Source organism: Pseudomonas nunensis, from assembly GCF_024296925.1.
In the GTDB taxonomy this organism is placed as follows: Bacteria; Pseudomonadota; Gammaproteobacteria; order Pseudomonadales; family Pseudomonadaceae; genus Aquipseudomonas; species Aquipseudomonas nunensis.
The window spans coordinates 4,480,979-4,499,449 of sequence record NZ_CP101125.1 but is presented as its reverse complement, the minus strand read 5'-3'; the positions used below and the strand labels follow the sequence as shown (position 1 = coordinate 4,499,449).

Annotated in this window: 9 protein-coding genes; 2 read left to right on the top strand and 7 right to left on the bottom strand. The window is 60.5% G+C overall.

Going from position 1 to position 18,471, the window contains the following annotated elements; translation table 11 throughout:
• Positions 1 to 274: 274 nt before the first annotated feature.
• Positions 275 to 8,911 (top strand): retention module-containing protein, encoded by an 8,637-nt coding sequence (locus NK667_RS19650; RefSeq protein ID WP_054615793.1) that lies wholly within the window; start codon positions 275 to 277, stop codon positions 8,909 to 8,911.
• A 308-nt stretch (positions 8,912 to 9,219) separates the two neighbouring features.
• On the opposite strand, the gene NK667_RS19645 is transcribed toward NK667_RS19650, so the two are convergent.
• The 7 genes from NK667_RS19645 to NK667_RS19615 all read right to left on the bottom strand — a co-directional run bounded on the left by NK667_RS19645 (position 9,220) and on the right by NK667_RS19615 (position 15,937).
• Complete coding sequence (locus NK667_RS19645) at positions 9,220 to 9,468, bottom strand: DUF6124 family protein (protein ID WP_054615792.1); 249 nt, start codon at positions 9,466 to 9,468, stop codon at positions 9,220 to 9,222.
• Between the two features lie 379 nt (positions 9,469 to 9,847).
• On the bottom strand, positions 9,848 to 10,495 hold the full coding sequence (gene ptuB / locus NK667_RS19640; RefSeq protein ID WP_083471352.1) for a retron Ec78 anti-phage system effector HNH endonuclease PtuB: 648 nt from the start codon (positions 10,493 to 10,495) through the stop codon (positions 9,848 to 9,850).
• 23 nt (positions 10,496 to 10,518) lie between these two features.
• Entirely contained in the window at positions 10,519 to 11,916 is a 1,398-nt protein-coding gene (locus NK667_RS19635) for an AAA family ATPase (RefSeq protein WP_054615791.1), read from the bottom strand.
• A 126-nt stretch (positions 11,917 to 12,042) separates the two neighbouring features.
• Positions 12,043 to 13,983 carry a cyclic di-GMP receptor LapD gene (gene lapD, locus NK667_RS19630; protein ID WP_054615790.1) on the bottom strand — a complete coding sequence of 647 codons (1,941 nt, stop codon included), beginning with the start codon at positions 13,981 to 13,983 and terminating at the stop codon, positions 12,043 to 12,045.
• A gap of 22 nt (positions 13,984 to 14,005) precedes the next feature.
• The gene (lapG, locus tag NK667_RS19625; RefSeq protein ID WP_054615789.1) at positions 14,006 to 14,710 is read right to left on the bottom strand and encodes a cysteine protease LapG; all 705 of its coding nucleotides are present in this window, start codon (positions 14,708 to 14,710) and stop codon (positions 14,006 to 14,008) included.
• Positions 14,711 to 14,943: 233 nt separating this feature from the next.
• Positions 14,944 to 15,339, bottom strand: a complete 396-nt coding sequence (locus NK667_RS19620; RefSeq protein WP_054049183.1) for a YbaN family protein — start codon at positions 15,337 to 15,339, stop codon at positions 14,944 to 14,946.
• A 10-nt stretch (positions 15,340 to 15,349) separates the two neighbouring features.
• Positions 15,350 to 15,937: a UPF0149 family protein gene (locus NK667_RS19615; RefSeq protein WP_030130067.1), complete on the bottom strand. Its 588-nt coding sequence runs from the start codon at positions 15,935 to 15,937 to the stop codon at positions 15,350 to 15,352.
• A 392-nt stretch (positions 15,938 to 16,329) separates the two neighbouring features.
• On the opposite strand from NK667_RS19615, the gene recQ reads away from it, so the two are divergent.
• Positions 16,330 to 18,456 carry a DNA helicase RecQ gene (gene recQ, locus NK667_RS19610; protein WP_054615788.1) on the top strand — a complete coding sequence of 709 codons (2,127 nt, stop codon included), beginning with the start codon at positions 16,330 to 16,332 and terminating at the stop codon, positions 18,454 to 18,456.
• Positions 18,457 to 18,471 lie beyond the last annotated feature (15 nt).

The window sequence follows — 18,471 nt, the reverse complement described above, 5'->3', positions numbered from 1 at the left end:
TTTTGTCACTCGGTTGGTTCAGAACCGTTACGCATCGCTCGCAGGGAGATTGTTCCGCAGTAGAGGCCCGATGCCATTGATTGCAGAGGGTTTTATGCCGAGCCGGACACATGGCCCGCGAGTGACATGCTTGGCGTGAACGTCGCCAGGGATGCGGTTTACTTCGGTAAACACGCATTCCGGTAGACGATCCGCCGGGCAGCCCGCTTTTCGCCATGAGCACGCTCTTCGCGCAAACAGGTGCCGACAGGTGTTGGCAGCGGAGGAGATGCACATGGCTACGCTCATCGGAATCGTCAGTAAGGTTATTGGTCAGGTGTTCGCGGTTGCAGCCGACGGTACTCGACGTGCGTTGGTCGAAGGAGACCGGTTGTTTGCCGGCGATCAACTGATCACCGGGGCCGAAGGCGCGGTGGCGGTGCATCTGCAAAATGGCCAGGAACTGACACTGGGGCGTGGCAGCAGTCTGCAAATGACTTCGCAACTGCTCGCGCATCAGGCGCCCCACGTGGACACGGCTGAAGCCGTGACGCCGAGCCAGGCGCAACTGACCGATGTCGAACAGCTGCAAAAAGCCATTGCGGCCGGCGCTGACCCGACCCAAACCGGTGAAGCCACCGCGGCCGGCCCCACCTCCACAGGTGCCCCGGGTGGTGCCTTGGGCGGCGGTCACAATTTCGTACTGCTGGAAGAAGTCGGCGGACGGGTCGATCCGACCATCGGTTTCCCGACTGCCGGTTTCGGCGGCATCCCGGAGATTCCTGAAGAACGGCACAACGCCGACGTTCAGCAAGATGACAACACCCCGGTGGTCGTGCCGCCGGTGAACAATCTTGTCACCCTCGGCGGCCTGAATGCCGTGGGCGGTGAACTGACCTTCAACGAAGCCAATCTGCCCGACGGCTCGGCAGCCAATCCGGCGGCCCTGACTCAGACCGGCACCTTCACCGTGAGCGCGCCTGACGGTTTGCTGAGTCTCAACATCGGCGGCATCAGCGTGATCAGCGGCGGGGCGGCTTCGGGCTTCCCGCAATCGATCACCACCCAACTCGGCAACACCCTGACCATCACTGGCTACAACCCGGCCACTGGCGTGGTGAGTTACAGCTACACCCTCAACGGCAACGAAACCCATTCGGCCGGCGATGGCGCCAATAACCTCAGTGAACAATTCACCGTGGTCGCCGGGGACACCAATGGCGATACCGCCACCGGTTCGCTGGACATCAACATCACCGATGACGTGCCCAAGGCTGTGGACGACAACAACGGCATCGCGTCTGAAACGCTGCTGACGTTGACCGGCAACGTGCTGACCAACGATGTGCAAGGTGCGGATCGCGTCCCGACTGGCCCAACCAGCGGCCCGATCACCCCCGGCACTTTCGTGGGGACTTACGGCACCCTGGTGCTCAACGCGAACGGCACCTACACCTACACGCTCAATACCAACGATGCAGATTTCAAAGCGCTGCACGGCGGCGGCAACGGCACGGAAACGTTCGCCTACACCCTCACCGACGCTGACGGCGATTCCAGCACCGCCAACCTGGTGCTGCAAATCCACAACAACGATGATCCGGTGACGATTGGCGGCCTGAACGTCGAGGGTGGCGAACTCACTGTCTTCGAGAAAAACCTGAGCCTGGGCAGTGCGCCCGATGCCACTGCGTTGACCCAAAACGGCACGTTCACTATCACGGCGCTGGATGGCGTGCAGACGTTAAGTGTCGGCGGGATCACCGTTGTCAGCGGTGGCGTGGCGGCAGGTTTCCCGCAATCGATTTCGACCGGGTTGGGCAATACGCTGACCATCACCGGGTATGACAGCGCCACGGGCGTGGTCAGTTACAGCTACACCTTGAACGGCAATGACGCGCACCCAACTGCGGGCGGCGCAAACAATCTGCCTGAGCAATTTGCAGTGACCGTGGTCGATGACAACGGCACTACGGCCAATGGTTCGCTGGACGTCAACATCATCGACGACGTGCCAAAAGCGCTCGACGACAGCAATGCCAACACGGCTTCGGAAACCCTGCTGACGCTGAACGGCAATGTTCTGACCAACGATGTGCAAGGCGCGGATCGCGTGGCCACCGGGCCGGTGACTCCGGGCACCTTCGCCGGTACTTATGGCACGTTGGTGTTGAATGCCAACGGCACTTACACCTACACGCTGAACACCACTGACGCGGACTTCAAAGCGTTGCACGGCGGCGGCAACGGCACGGAAAACTTCACCTACACGATCACCGATTCTGATGGCGATGCGAGCACTGCAACCCTCGTCCTGCAGATCCATAACAACGATGATCCGGTGACGATTGGCGGCCTGAACGTCGAGGGCGGCGAGCTCACCGTTTTCGAGAAAAACCTGAGCCTGGGGAGTGCGCCCGATGCCACGGCGTTGACCCAAAACGGCACGTTCACCATCACGGCGCTGGATGGCGTGCAAACCCTCACTGTCGGCGGGATTACCGTCGTTAGCGGCGGCGTAGCGGCAGGTTTCCCACAATCGATTCCGACCGGTTTGGGTAACACCCTGACCATCACCGGGTTCGACGCAACCACTGGCGTGGTCAGCTACAGCTACACCTTGAACGGCAATGACGCGCACCCAACCGCTGGCGGTGCAAACAATCTGCCTGAGCAATTCGCTGTAACCGTGGTCGATGACAACGGCACCACGGCGAACGGTTCGCTGGACGTCAACATCATCGACGACGTGCCAAAAGCTATCGACGACAGCAATGCGAGCACCGCTTCGGAAACCCTGCTGACGCTGAACGGCAATGTTCTGACCAACGATGTGCAAGGCGCGGATCGCGTCGTGACTGGCCCAGCCAGTGGTCCGGTTACACCGGGTACTTTCGCCGGTACTTACGGGACTCTGGTGCTCAACGCCAACGGCACTTACACCTACACGCTGAACACCACCGACGCAGACTTCAAAGCCCTGCACGGCGGCGGCAATGGCACTGAAAACTTCACCTACACGATCACCGATGCCGACGGCGATACCAGCACCGCCAACCTTGTCCTGCAGATCCACAACAACGACGATCCGGTCATCATCAATGGCCTGAACGTCGAGGGTGGTGAACTCACCGTTTTCGAGAAAAACCTGAGCCTGGGCAGTGCCCCGGACAGCACTCAGCTGACCCAAAGCGGCACCTTTACCATCACCGCGCTGGATGGCGTGCAGACCCTCACCGTCGGCGGCATTACTGTCGTCAGTGGCGGCGTGGCCGCCGGTTTTCCACAATCGATTCCGACCGGTTTGGGCAACACCCTAACCATCACCGGGTTCGATGCGACCACCGGCGTCGTCAGCTACAGCTACACGTTGAACGGCACCGAAGCGCATCCAACCGCAGCCGGTGCAAACAACCTGCCTGAGCAATTCGCCGTCACCGTGGTCGATGACAACGGCACCACCGCCAACGCGACCCTGGACGTCAACATCATCGACGACCTGCCAAAAGCGCTGGACGACAGCAACGCCGGTACCGCCTCGGAAAGCCTGTTGACCCTCAATGGCAACGTGCTGACCAACGACGTGCAAGGTGCCGACCGCGTAACCACCGGACCAACCACTGGCCCGATCACCGCGGGCACCTTCACCGGGAATTACGGCACCTTGGTGCTGAATGCCAACGGCACCTACACCTACACCCTGAACACCAGCGATGCCGACTTCAAAAACCTGCACGGCAATGGCAACGGCACGGAAACCTTCACCTACACGATTACCGATGCCGACGGCGATACCAGCACCGCCAATCTGGTGCTGAACATCCACAACAATGACGACCCGGTGACCCTTAACGGCCTCGACATCAACGGCGGCGAGCTGACTGTCTACGAGAAAAACCTCAGCGACGGCACCAGTCCCAACACGCCAGCCCTGACCCAGAGCGGCAGCTTCACCGTCACCGCGCTGGACGGTTTACAAACCCTGGATGTGGGCGGGATTCATGTGGTGGTCGGTGGCGTGGCTGCCGGCTTCCCGCAATCAATCGTGACGCCGCTGGGCAGTACGCTGACCGTCACCGGTTACGACACAACTACCGGCGTGGTCAGCTACAGCTACACCCTGGTGGGCACGGAAACCCACCCGAACGCCAACGGTGCGAACAGCATCACTGAAAACTTCAACGTGGTGGCCACGGACACCGATGGCAGCACGGCAACCAATCAGATCAACGTCAACATCGTCGACGATTTGCCCACTGCTCACGCGGACAGCGCATCGGTGGCCGAGGGCGGGACGGTGTCGGGTAACGTGCTGGATAACGACATCGGCGGGGCCGACGGTCCGGCGGTCACCGGTGCAGTAGTGGGCGTTCGCGCCGGCAGCGACACCTCGACCTCGGCCATCGGTGGCCTGGGCTCGAACATCAATGGCACCTACGGTTACCTGACGCTGGATGCCAACGGCAACGCGGTTTATCACAGCAATCCCAACGCAGTGAACGCTCCGGGTGCCACCGATACGTTCGTCTACACCGTGCGCGATGCCGATGGCGATGAAAGCACCACCACCATCACCATCGACGTCTCGAACAGCTGCATCAAGGCGGTCAGCGATACCGACGTCACTGTCTACGAAAAAGCTTTGGACCTGAGCAAAGATGGCCAGGACCTGGCGGCCGGCACCGTGGTCGGCAGCGACCCGACCAGCACCGGCGAAACCGCCAGTGGCACGCTGGTCGGCTCGGTCACCGGGGCCATCGGCGCGATCACTTACACCCTGGTGGGCAGCGCCACTGGCAACTACGGTCAGATTCAGCTCAACCCGAACGGCACCTACACCTACACCCTGACATCGCCGGCGAGTACCACGCCGCATGCCGATGACGGCGCCAACTCGCTGACTGAAAGCTTCACCTACCAGGCCACCGATTCGCTGGGCAACATCAGCACCAGCACCATCGTCGTGCAGATCGTCGATGACGTGCCAAAAGCGGTGAACGACAGCAACGTCGGTGCGGCGTCGGAGACCGCGTTGACGCTCAATGGCAATGTGCTGACCAACGATATTCAGGGCGCGGACCTTGTCGCCACCGGGCCGAACGCTGGTCCTGTGACCCCCGGCACCTTCACCGGGACGTACGGCACGCTGGTCCTGAATGCCAACGGCACCTACACCTACACCCTCAACGCCAATGATGCCGACTTCAAAAACCTGCACGGCGGCGGCAACGGCACGGAAACCTTTGCCTACACCATCACCGATTCGGACGGCGACACCAGCACCGCCAACCTGGTGCTGAACATCCACAACAACGACGACCCGGTCGTCCTCAACGGCCTCAACGTCAATGGCGGCGAGCTGACTGTCTACGAGAAAAACCTCAGTGACGGCACCAGCCCCAACACCCCGGCGCTGACCCAGAGCGGCACCTTCACCGTCACCGCGCTGGACGGTCTGCAAACCCTCGATGTCGGCGGCATTCATGTGGTCGCGGGCGGTGTAGCGGCTGGCTTCCCGCAATCGATCGTGACGCCGTTGGGCAGTACGCTGACCATCACCGGTTACAACGCGAGCACTGGCGTGATCAGCTACAGCTACACCCTGGTGGACAACGAAACCCATCCGACCGCCAACGGCGCCAACAGCCTCACCGAGAACTTCAACGTGGTGGCGACGGACACCGACGGCAGCACCGCGTCGGGGCAGATCAACGTCAATATCGTCGATGACTTGCCGACGGCGGCGCCCGACACCGGCACCGCCATTGAAGGCTCGACCATCAACATCAGCGTGCTCGGCAACGACGTGCTCGGTGCCGACGGCGCGGCAGCCGGCGGGGCAGTGATCGGCGTGCGCGCCGGCAGCAACACCGCCACTTCGGCGGTGGGCGGCCTGGGCACCAATATCAACGGCACCTACGGCTACTTGACCCTGGATGCGGCGGGCAACGCCGTCTACCACAGCAACCCGAACTCGGTTGGCGTGGCGGGGGCCACCGATACGTTCGTCTACACCGTGCGTGATTCCGACGGCGATGAAAGCACCACCACTATCACCATCAATGTCACCGACAGCGCCCTCAAAGCAGTGGTCGATCAGGACGTGACGGTCTTCGAAAAAGCCCTCGACCTGAGCAAGGATGGCCTGGACCTGGCGCCCGGCACGGTCACCGGCAGCGACCCTACAAGTACCGGCGAAACCGCCACCGGTACGCTGGTCGGTTCGGTCACTGGCGGTACTGGCACGTTCACCTACAGCCTGGTTGGCAGCGCCACCGGGACTTACGGGCAAATCCTGATCAACCCGGACGGCAGCTACACCTACACCCTGACCTCGGCGCCGAAAACCTCGCCGGGTGCCAACGACGGGCCGAACACCCTAAGCGAAAGTTTCACCTACAAAGCCACCGACGCGCTGGGCAACAGCACCACCAGCACCATCGTGGTGAACATCGTCGATGACGTGCCAAAAGCCGTGGCGTCGGACCGTTCGGTAACCGCAGTGGAAGTCGATTCCAACCTGCTGCTGGTGATCGACGTCTCCGGCAGTATGGCCGACGCCTCCGGGGTGCCAGGCCTGTCGCGGCTGGCGTTGGCGAAGCAGGCGATCAGTGCCTTGCTCGACAAATACGACGACCTGGGCGATGTGAAAGTACAGATCGTCACCTTCAGCAGCAGCGCCACCGACAAAACCTCTGTGTGGGTCGATGTGGCGACGGCCAAGTCGATCATCGCCGGCCTCACCGCTGGCGGTGGCACCAACTACGATGCGGCTGTGGCGGCCCTGCAAACCGCGTTCAACACGGATGGCAAACTGACCGGGGCGCAGAACGTCGGGTATTTCTTCTCTGACGGCAAACCGACTTCCGGGCAGGAAACCGGTACGGCGGACGAAACGGCGCTGAAAAGCTTCCTCGACGCCAATGGCATCAAGAACTACGCGATTGGCCTGGGCAGCGGCGTCAGCAATGCCAACCTCGACCCGCTGGCCTATGACGGCAGCACCCACACCAACACCAACGCGGTGGTGGTGACCGATCTCAATCAACTCAACTCGGTGCTCTCGGGCACCGTGCAGGGCGCACCAGTCACCGGCACGCTGCTGGAGGGCGGTACGTTCGGCGCCGATGGCGGCTTCATCAAAACCCTGGTGGTCGATGGCACCACCTACACCTATGACCCAAGAGGCAACAGCAATCAGGGAGCGCTGACGTTCAGTGGCACCAACCACGGCACGTTCAATACGGTGAACAACACCATCAGCATCGCCACCAACAACAGCGGCACGCTGGTAGTGAATCTGGACACCGGCGAGTACACCTACACTTCGCAGAAAACCACTGCAGTGGTGATCACCGAAAACATCGGCTTCACCGTCAGCGACAACGACGGCGACCTGGCCAGCTCGACGCTGACCGTCAAAGTCATCCCGAACGCGCCACCGGTGGCGGTCGATGACCACATCATCACCAACGTGCTGTCGAGCAATATCGTGGTGCCAGGCGAGCTGCTGCTGGCCAACGACACCGACGCCAATGGCGACCCGATGACGGCAACCCCGACCACCTTCAACACTGGTTGGGTGGCCAAGGGCGCGGACTTCACCGGCACGGGCGCCATCAGCTTCACTGGCACCGGCAACAACGCCGCCAACCAGGCGCTGGCGGATGTGCGTAATTTATTCGCGGCGAACTCGGCAGCGATGACCGCCGTGCTGGTGATCAGCGGCTACCTGGGCGCGGTGACGACGTCCAACGCCAACGATGAAGACCTCATCACCGTCAAGCTGAAACAGGGTGAGACCCTTAACCTGGACCACAACCTGGCGGCCGGTCACGTCACCATGGAGTACTCGCTCAATGGCGGTGCGTTCGTGAGCATCGCCGACGGCGGGACCATCACGGCGACTTCCGATGGCACCTACCAGATCCACGTCACCAACATCACCAACACCAGTGGCAGCAACACCACGGGGTCCGAGAATTATCAGCTGACCATGACCGTCAACTACGCCGGGGCCCACGACCTGACCCCGGATTACCACGGCACCTACACCGCCAACGACAACCATGGCGGCAGCGACACGGCGAACGTGACCATCAGCTACCAGGATGGCCACACCCTCACCGGCACCTCGGGCGATGACGTGTTGGTGGCTGGCACCGGCAACAACGTCATCAACGCGGGCGACGGCAATGACGTGCTCACCGCCGGCAGCGGCAACAACGAATTGCACGGCGGCGCCGGCAACGACTTGCTGTACAGCGGACCGGGCAACGACCTGCTCGACGGCGGCACTGGCATCGACACCGCGAGCTACGCGCATGCAACGGCGGGCGTCACTGTCAACCTGGGCCTGCTCACTGCGCAAAATACGATTGGTGCGGGCACCGACACCCTCACGGGCATCGAAAACCTGGTGGGCTCTAACTTCAACGACACCTTGACCGGAGACAGTAACAACAACGTGATCAACGGCGGCCTGGGCAACGACACGCTCAACGGCGGTGGCGGCGACGACCTGCTGATCGGCGGTCTGGGCAACAACACCCTTACCGGTGGTCCGGGTGCCGACACCTTCCAGTGGCTGGCGGGCAACAGCGGCCACGACGTGGTCACCGACTTCACCCCCGGCACCGACAAACTCGACCTGTCACAACTGCTGCAAGGCGAAAACGGCACCACCGCTTCGCTGGATGACTACCTGCACTTCACCGTCACCGGCAGCGGTGCAAGCCTGGTCACCAGCATCGACGTCAGCGCCATGGCCGGCGCCACACCGACCCAGACCATCGACCTGGCCGGCGTCAACCTGGCCAGCCACTACGGCGTCACGCCGGGAGCGGGCGGGGTGGTTGCGGGTGGGCATGACACGGCGACCATCATCACCGGCATGCTCAATGACCATTCGTTGAAGGTGGACACGGTTTGATGCGGTAGGGCGGAAACGACAAAACCCGCCATTTCCGAAAGGGAGTGGCGGGTTTTTTGTGGTCTGGCTTTTAGTCATGCGGTGGCTGCAGGAATGCCTTCGCGAGCAGGCTCGCTCCCACAGTGGATCTCATTTCCCTGTGGGAGCGGGCTTGCTCGCGAAGAGGCCATGTCAGTTGATAGAGATGTCGGCTGACCCACCACCTTCGCGAGCAGGCTCGCTCCCACAGTTGATCTCATTCCCCTGTGGGAGCGAGCCTGCTCGCGAAGAACGATAACGCGGTGTCGCTGGTAAACCACTGGAACGCGCTAGCCTTGCGGGTCGAGGTTATCCAGTGCCCGATTCACCGCCAGCTCACCCAACATGATGATCTGCGTGATGCCAAGCAGTGTGTTGCGGTGCGGGCCTTCCAGGAATCCAGCCAGGTCGCTGGCCATGACATTGGCCGAGGCCAGTGATTCGCAGGCGTGGGCCAACAGGGATTCGGTTTTGATGTCGGGGGAGACGATGAAGAATGGGCTAGGTTTGCGCGGGGGATTAGGTGTGGCTTTGAACATGGTGAAGCTCCTTGATTGCTGGAGCCGCCACCGTTCGCGGTCAAACGAGTCAGGGTGGCAGCTGTACGCGGGTTGACCGACCGGAAATCAAGGGATCCGGCACACCCGAAGGTGTCCCACGCACAGCCACCGCAACACGACAGTTCAGGAAGAACACCTGAACCCGGTCTTGGACGCTGATGCGCCTTGATTGAGTCGGACGGTCAAGTCCGATCGCTGATATTCAGCGACCCGGAAACGATAAAGTCGGACCCCATGGCGCACAAGCCGGCGGATTCTGGCGTAGCTGTAGGTAACGGCGCAAGGCTGTGTAGGGTGAGAGAGTATCTGGAGGTGTCGGTTAAACAAAAGTGTTTAATCGACACTCGGTCGAACGTTTTCAGGGACGGGCAGACAATGAATGACGGATCGCGGTTGCGAAAGGCAGGCACGCAGTTTTCTGGATTTCTTCGTCAATGAAGGCCTGCAAACCTTCGATTTCAGGATTTTCCAAAAGTATCTCCATAAGGGCCTGGGCAGTGTCCAGATGAGGACGTACGGCTTCTCGCCTGATTTGACGAAGCGCACCGTTTTCAGCATTCAAATTGAAGATGCGCAAGGTTTCCTTCGCTCTATGGCGAGAGGCGTTATCGATGTCAGCACGCACGGAAATGGTTCCGTCGCTGACAAAGACAAAGTAATCGTCCGGATCCTCGTCGTCTGGTTTGATTAAAACGGCGTGATCATAGGCACCGCAGCTGTCTTTGAATTTTCCGCATGACGCTTCGCGATTGCAGGAGCCGAACAGGTTGCTCCAGGCAAAGGTTCCTGGCGGAAATCGGTCCCGTTGTCGGAAGTGTTCCAGATGCGCGTTGCCATTGCTGATATCGGCCTCGCAATAGGCGCAACGAGTGTCATGCACTGCCTGAAGGTACTCCCAGATTTGCCCGCGTTCTTCCCGCGTGGGCGAATCCAGTGACCATTTATCAACACCATGTTTGTAGCGGGTTAGGGAGCGTGGTCCTTCTCCCCGAACAAGCTTTCGCATCTACCCGATTCCCCTTCTTACTGTTATTTCAGCTGTTTTCGTTTGAACGTTTCCAATCGGATCAGCCGATGGCAGTCAAGCATGTTGGGGTGGTCAGGGCCGAAGTGTATGTCCAGATAATTCCGTAATGTCTGGCCTTCCGTTGACTCATGCATGTCTTGCTGAATAAGCGCTATGTACGCACTCAGTTTATGAGCGGGCTCATTTTCGGGCGTTGGGTCGACACCCATGACGTAGGCAAGTGCCTGTGAGGCGGTGACGCCCTGGGTTTGTTGATCGACATTGCTAACAATGACCCGCGGCCCATACTCATCGGTTATGGTATGCAGAACACGGATACTGTCCGCGGGGACTGAAGTTAGTACCTGCGCACTATGTGTCGTTGCTATGAACTGTATGCCCGGAAAAGCTCCGAGCAAGTCAGGTATGACGCTTTGTTGCCAACCCGGGTGAAGATGCATGTCAATCTCATCGATCAGCACGACTCCAATGCTCTCGCTAGGGGCGAGGATGCCCAAGTGAGGGTTGAGCTTAACGCAGCGATAGGCGATATCAGCCGCCAAAGCGACGATGTTGCGAATGCCATCGCTGAGTTGGCTGACTTTCAAAGTACCGTTATCGGGATGCTCAAGCACCAAGTCGCCGAACTCACTGCTGTAAGCCAAGTCTCGCCATCCCGTTTGAGTTGCCAGGACAGCATTCACCGCTCTCTGTACCGCTAAGACCGGATGTGCAAACTCATCCTTTACATCAATGCTGAGCTTTCCTCGTTCAATGTTGCGAATTTGCTCTTCGCGATAGCTACGAAAGATGCGTGTGTACCACTTGGCAAAGTGTTTATAGCTGGATGCAGGGTCGAGGCAATCACGATAGGCGTAAGTTCTGGACAACTCAGCGCTCTCAGTGTGTTCAAGCGCCGCCGTCAGTTTTTTCTGACTCCAGAGTCGTCCAGTGCCGTAGTAAGCCAAAATGGGTAGATCGAACGGTTTCAAATGATCCCGAGAAGCACTATGAAACACATCTGCTTCAAGAATTTGAGCCGTACCCTCTAGTTTTCTGGCATGGATATCCCCGCGAGTCTTTGTTGCTTTTCGGATACTTTCTCGACGACGCGTCCATTGCCATTTTTCGTCCTGGAATAACGCATGAGCAGTGAGGCTGGCAGGTAGAGACGGCTCCATTTGATGAGCTTTGATTGGTCGCAGAAAAACGTCGTCAGGATGTATACCAGTAAGGTCGTTTGTAGAACTACCCAAATCAAAACCACGAACATACGGCCATAACACAACTTTGATTGCATCCAGCAAACTGGTCTTGCCCTGACCATTGCGCGCAACCAACAACGTCAATTGTTCATCAAGCTCAAGCGTAAGCTTCGGGAAGCAGCGATAGTTTTCCAGCTCCAGCCTGATCAGTTTCACAGACTTTCCTCCATGTGGACCGATGCCAGGCTGCGGCAGAGGTGATGTGCCCGGGGAACAGATAATGGCGCGAATTCTACTGTGAATAAAAACACGTGAACACCACGGACATACGGCCTTGCAAAACTACATCGGCTCCGGCGGCCCGATCAACCGCCCCATGACCCCGAACAAGCCCAGCTCTTTGATCGCCTCCAGCTCTCCCTGTGTCTCGACTCTTTCCGCAATCAACGGTAAATCGATGCTGTTGGTGGCGCGGAAAATCGCCTCGATGAACAGTCGTTTATCACTGTGCTCATCAATGCCCCGAATGTAACTCCCATCAATCTTCAAATACGCCAACCCCAACTGAGTGAGGTTGCCGATCTGGCTGAAGCTCCCGCCAAAATGCTGCAAGCCGATGCGGTAACCGGTGCTGAGCAAGCTGTGGCTCAGGCGCTGTAATTCGTCTGGCGGTGGCAGTTGGCGTTCGTCGATTTCCAGGACCAGCAATGGTGCGAGTTCCGGCAGGGAGTCGAGTGTCTGCAGGATCAGTTGCAACGACTGCGGGTCGCGCAAGGTGGTGCCGGACAGGCTCAGCGCCAGGGGCCAGCGGTTGACGGCGAGGTAGTCGAGGGTGGCGTCGAGCATGGCCAGGTCGAAGCGGGCCGACCAGCCGAGGCGTTCGATCCAGGGCAGGAAGTGCCCGGCGGCAATCGCTTCACCGTGCGGGTCGAGCAGGCGTGCGAGGATTTTGTGATGCAGCACCTGGCTGGTGTCGGCGCATTGCACCACCGGTTGGAAATACAGCTGCAGTTTGCCGTGGGTCAGGGCGTCGTCGATCCAGTTGCGCCAGTCGTGCTGGGATTGGTTCGGCGCGGTGTTGGCGTGATCGAGGTGCACCCAGGGTCGCTCGGGATGCTGCTGCGCCTGGGTCAAGGCCTGATCGAGGCGTAGCAGCACGTCGCCCGCCGGCTCGCCCGGTTGGTAGGCGACGATACCTAGATGCGCCACCGGCATGCTGTCGCTGGCGCCGGTCAGGCGCAGGTTCTCCAGGGTGGCGCTGATTTCGGCGCACAGGCGCGCGGCGTCCTTGTCGTCGAGGCCCGGGGTCAGCAAGCTGAACTCGCCGCCGCGATTGCGTGCCGCCAGCCAGGTGCGCCGCTCCGGGAGTTGCGTCAGGCGTTTGAGCAACTCGCCGACGGCACCGATCAAGGCATCGGTGCGCTGGCCGCCCAGGCGCTGGTTGAGGCCCGCGAGGTCGTTGATCCGCAGCATCAGCAAGTGGCCGTCGCTGCTCTGTTCGCTGACCAGCAAATGGTCGGCCAGTTGCTCATCCAGCAAGCGCCGATTCGCCAACCCGGTGAGGCTGTCCTGATATGAATCCGCCCGCAGCTTTTCACTGCGCGCCGCTTCTTCGGCGAATAACGCCTTGAGCTTCTCGACCATCTGGTTCATCGCCAGCACCACCCGTCTCAGCTCCGGAGTGCGCGGCAGTTTCGGCAGGCTGAGAAACTCGCGTTTGCTGATGGCCTCGGCCTGCTTGACCATTTTGTCCAGCGGGCGCAATTGCCGACGCAGCAGCCAGCCGCCGAACATTGCACTGAGCAACCCGCACAGTAGTAACCACACGAGGCTGCCAAGAGTACTGTCCCAAAGTTTGGCCAGGGCGAACTGCGGATTGCTCAACACTTCGACCCGCGCCACTTGCTCCCAGCCGCGCATGATCAACGCGTCGCCGCCTTGCGCGTGCAGGTTCACCAGGCGCACGAACCAGTCGGGCACGCCTTCGATTCGCGCCGGTGCGTCGCGCTCCACCAGCACCTGTTCATCGGCGATGTTGACGATCCGGATGCTGCTGAAATAACCGCTGTCGAAAATCGAGCTGACCATCAATTCGATCATCGCCGTGTCGTCGATCTGCGTGGTCAGCGACAGTCCCAACGCCGTGGCGGCGTCCTGGGCGTGGGAGCGCAACTGGCCGAGCATTTGCTCGCGGGAGCTTTCCAGGCTGACGAAAAAACTGCCGCTGAACGCCACCAGCAGAAACAGGCAAATGGCGAGAAACAATTGTTTGCGCAGTGACATAAAACGCTCCTTGCTGTGGCGGCTAGCCGTCGCCCACGGCGAACCCTTCGGCCTGCATCTTTTTCAAAACGTCTTGCCAGCGCGACAGCTTTTTCGAGTCGCTGCTGCGCTTGCCGCCATTGGCACCCGGCAGGTACAGGCCTTCGGCGTTGAAGGCGTACACCGGCAGCAGGTCTTTGCGTTGGGAGGCGGGGCGGATCTCGCCGATCAGGTTGTCCAGCACCAGCGGATCGGCCGTAGGGCTGCTGTAGAAGGTCAGGACCATGTGCGCCTGATTCTGGGTCAGGGCCTTGACGTAGGTGATGCGCAGTTTCTCGCTGGGCACCCCGAGCTGGCGCAGGCTGAAATATTTCGCCAGGGCGTAGTCCTCGCAGTCGCCAGCGCCCTTGATCAAGGATTCTTCTGGCGTGGCCCAGTAATCGATCTGCTGCCAGATGCGCGTGTCGTCCTGAAAACTCAATTGCTGATTGAAGAAGCGATTGACCGCGTTCAGTTGCTCGCGTTCTGGCTGGTTGCGTTCGCCTTGCAGCATCTGGTTCCAGGCCTCGATTCGCCCCTGTGCCGGGCCGAGGGGACCGTAGCGTTTTTCGGCGGTTTGCAGGATCTGCCCGAAATTCCAGTCGGCGCACACACTGCCCAGCCCGGCCAGCAAAAACATCGCCAGCAGCCAGCCGCCGAACCGAAGTCGGAGCGTTGGCCATCCTGGACGACGCCGACTGCTGGACATGTCTGGCTGCTCGGGTGCAGATGACTGGAGTTTAGGTGGTGTTTTTTGAAAGGCAGGGTAGATCGTCGGTTGGTACGCGCATGGGTAGCAGCTGTCGAGCACCGCGAGGCAGCGTTCGGCGGCGAAGCCGTCGCAAAACCAGGCAACGCGGCATGTCAGTAAAACCTTGCATGTAGAGTTTGCGACGGCTTCGCCGCCGAACGCAGGCTTCGCCAGCTGCTACAGGGCGTGTTTCAGGATTTGTGCAGGGTTTTCTGTTTGAGGATGTAGATCGTCACCAGCACCGCACTGGTCAACATAAACCCTCGCGCCCACGGCAGCGGCACCAGGTAGCAGGAGAACAGGATGCTCACCCACATCAGGCCGATGGCGTAGACCTTGCCCTTGAGCGGGATGCCGTTGCCGTCCAGGTAGTCGCGAATCCACGGCCCAAGCCGCGGATGTTCGACCAGCCACTGATAGAAGCGCGGCGAACTGCGGGCGAAGCAGGCAGCGGCCAGCAGCAGGAACGGCGTGGTGGGCAATACCGGCAGGAAAATCCCGATCACCCCCAACGCTACGCTGAGCCAGCCGATGGCCAGCAGCAGGTAGCGCAACATCAGGGAGCGGTTGCCTATGGGTTTGTCCATAGGCAAGACCTTAGTGGTGACGTGGCTTGAGGATCGCCGGTTTTTCGTCGGGAGCCTGGCACAGCAGGTACAGCGCGGTCAGGGCTTCCGGGATCTGCACGATCATGTCGTCCATCAGGTTCGCGTCTTTGGCGATGTCTTCGAACTCAGGCTGTTCGTCGAACAGACCCGAACCGACCATGATCGGCAGCAGCATTTCGCTGACTTCGTCTTCGGCGGTTTCGAACCAGGCCGCTTCGCGCAGGAACACGCCTTCCATGAAACCGATGCACCAGCCGCGCAGGTCGGAGTCATCCGGCTCTTCGCCCAGGTCCAGGTCGCATGGCAGCTCGAACTCTTCGTCGGACGCCAGTTGGCGTGCGATGTGAGCCTTGAGGGCCAACAGAGTGGATTCGATCGCTTCACGCTCGGTGTCGTCGGCGTAATGCGGCTCTTCGGCGAAGAGGGCGTCGATCCATTCACGGTCGGGAACGCTTTCGGAACAGATCGACAGCGCAGTGAGGTAGCCGTGGGCGGCCACGTAGTCCAGCGCCTCGTCATGCAGTTCATCGGCGTCGAGGAAGACTTGCAGGCGGGTTAGTTGCTCAGCGAAGGACATTAAAAGCTACCTTGGGGAATTAAACAGATGCGGGAATTCTAGGCCTTCTTGAGCCCCCAGGCCAGCCGCGCGGGATATTTGCGCCTCATTCCCTGTGGGAGCGGGCTTGCTCGCGAAAGCGGTGGGTCAGTCAATGTAACTGTTGAATGTTAAGCCGCCTTCGCGAGCAAGCCCGCTCCCACAGGGGTTACCCGGTGTTTGTCATTGTGTGTCTTCTCAGCGGCACCCTTTGCAGCGGAGGGGTCGGGTATACTCCCGCGTTTTGTGATGCCCTGCCGGCGTCGCGGCTGAGATGTGAAGCGTCATGCAATGCGCACTTACTATTTGTCAGTGCAGCCTGCGTGGTTCTGAACCAGCCTTGCAGGGATGTTTCGGTGATTTTTGGAGTTTTTATGCTCGAACAGGCTCAACGCGTCCTCAAGGACATCTTCGGCTACGACAGTTTCCGTGGCCGCCAGGGTGCAATCATTGAGCGCGTGGCCAATGGCGGCGACGCTTTGGTATTGATGCCTACCGGTGGCGGCAAGTCCCTGTGCTTCCAGGTCCCGGCGCTGCTGCGCGAAGGTCTGGCGGTGGTGGTGTCGCCGCTGATCGCGTTGATGGACGACCAGGTCGCGACCCTCGAAGAACTGGGCGTGGCCGCCGCTGCGTTGAACTCGACCCTAAGTGCCGAACAGCAACGCGACCTGGCCGCACGGATCAAGCGTGGCGAAGTGAAAATGCTCTATCTGGCGCCCGAACGCCTGGTGCAGCCGCGCATGCTGGCCTTCCTGCAAAGCCTCGAAATTGCCCTGTTCGCCATCGACGAAGCGCATTGCGTGTCGCAATGGGGCCACGATTTCCGTCGCGAATATTTGCAACTGGGTCAGTTGGCGGAACTGTTCCCCAACGTTCCGCGCATTGCCCTGACCGCCACCGCCGACAAGCGCACCCGCGAAGAAATCGTTGATCGTCTGCATTTGCAGGACGCCGAGCGCTTCCTGTCGAGTTTCGACCGTCCCAACATTTTCTACCGCATCGTCCCCAAGGAGCAGCCGCGCAAGCAATTGTTGGCGTTCCTCGCCGAGCGGCGCAGCGATGCCGGCATCGTTTACTGCCTGTCGCGCAAAAAAGTCGACGAAGTGGCGGTGTTCCTCAGCGAACAGGGATTCCCGGCGCTGCCGTACCACGCCGGTCTGCCCAACGAGACGCGGGCCCATCACCAGAAACGCTTCCTCAACGAGGAAGGCCTGATCATGGTCGCCACCGTGGCGTTCGGCATGGGCATCGACAAACCCAACGTACGTTTTGTCGCTCACCTCGATTTGCCGAAATCCCTGGAGGCGTATTACCAGGAAACCGGTCGCGGCGGCCGTGACGGTCTGCCGGCAGATGCGTGGATGGCCTACGGCCTGCAAGACGTGGTGATGCTCAAGCAGATGCTGCAGAACTCCGAAGGCGACGAGCGCCACAAGCGTCTGGAGCAGCACAAGCTCGACGCGATGCTCTCGCTCTGCGAAGAAACCCGCTGCCGGCGCCAGACGCTGCTGGCCTACTTCGACGAAGACATGCCCGAGCCGTGCGGCCACTGCGACAACTGTGTCGATGGCGTGCAGACCTGGGACGCCACCGAGCCGGCCCGTCAGGCGCTCTCGGCGATCTACCGCACCGGGCAGCGCTACGGCGTCGGCCATCTGGTGGATGTGTTGCTGGGCAAGGACAACGAAAAGGTCCGCAGCTTCGGCCATCAACATCTGTCGGTTTATGGCGTCGGCAAGGCGATGGGCGAGAGCGAATGGCGTTCGCTGTTCCGCCAGCTGGTTGCCCGTGGCCTCGCGGACATCGACCTCGAAGGCTACGGCGGCCTGCGCCTGAGCGACACCTGCCGGCCGCTGCTCAAGGGTGAAGTGACTCTGGAACTGCGCCGCGACCTCAAGCCGCAAACCACTGCCAAAAGCAGCAAGAGCCAGGCGAGCCAACTGGTTCGTGGCGAAGAGCGCGAACAGTGGGAAGCCTTGCGTGCCCTGCGTCGCAAGCTTGCCGAAGAACACGGCGTGCCACCGTACGTCATCTTCCCCGACTCGACGTTGCTGGAAATGCTCCGCAGCCAACCGACCTCGCTGGCGGAAATGGCCACGGTCAGCGGCGTCGGCGCACGCAAGCTGGAGCGTTACGGCGAGGCCTTCCTCGAAGTGCTCGGCGGCCAGGTCGAGGCGCCGAAAGTGGTGGCCGACGTGCGCCACGAACTGATCACCCTGGCCCGTGCCGGCATGACGCCGCTGCAAATCGCCGGGCAGTTGCAATGCACGGAAAAGAACGTCTACACCATGCTCGCCGAAGCCATCGGCAAGCAGCAATTGTCGCTTGAGCAGGCGCTGGATCTGCCGGAAGAGCTGATGGGCGAAATCCAGGATGCGTTCCTCGACGGCGAAGGCGAGTTGCCGCCGGTCGCGGAAATTGCCGCGTTGTTTGCCGGTCGTGTGCCGGAAGGGGTTTTGTACTGTGTCCGGGCGGCGCTGCAATCCGAATTCGAGATTTAAGTGACCGGGCGCATA

Bases quoted from the DNA above. Each gene is read 5' to 3' on its own strand.
- NK667_RS19650 (WP_054615793.1), top strand. From the start codon at position 275: ATGGCTACGCTCATCGGAATCGTCAGTAAGGTTATTGGTCAGGTGTTC.
- NK667_RS19645 (WP_054615792.1), bottom strand. From the start codon at position 9,468: ATGTTCAAAGCCACACCTAATCCCCCGCGCAAACCTAGCCCATTCTTC.
- ptuB (WP_083471352.1), bottom strand. From the start codon at position 10,495: ATGCGAAAGCTTGTTCGGGGAGAAGGACCACGCTCCCTAACCCGCTAC.
- lapD (WP_054615790.1), bottom strand. From the start codon at position 13,983: ATGTCACTGCGCAAACAATTGTTTCTCGCCATTTGCCTGTTTCTGCTG.
- lapG (WP_054615789.1), bottom strand. From the start codon at position 14,710: ATGTCCAGCAGTCGGCGTCGTCCAGGATGGCCAACGCTCCGACTTCGG.
- NK667_RS19620 (WP_054049183.1), bottom strand. From the start codon at position 15,339: ATGGACAAACCCATAGGCAACCGCTCCCTGATGTTGCGCTACCTGCTG.
- NK667_RS19615 (WP_030130067.1), bottom strand. From the start codon at position 15,937: ATGTCCTTCGCTGAGCAACTAACCCGCCTGCAAGTCTTCCTCGACGCC.
- recQ (WP_054615788.1), top strand. From the start codon at position 16,330: ATGCTCGAACAGGCTCAACGCGTCCTCAAGGACATCTTCGGCTACGAC.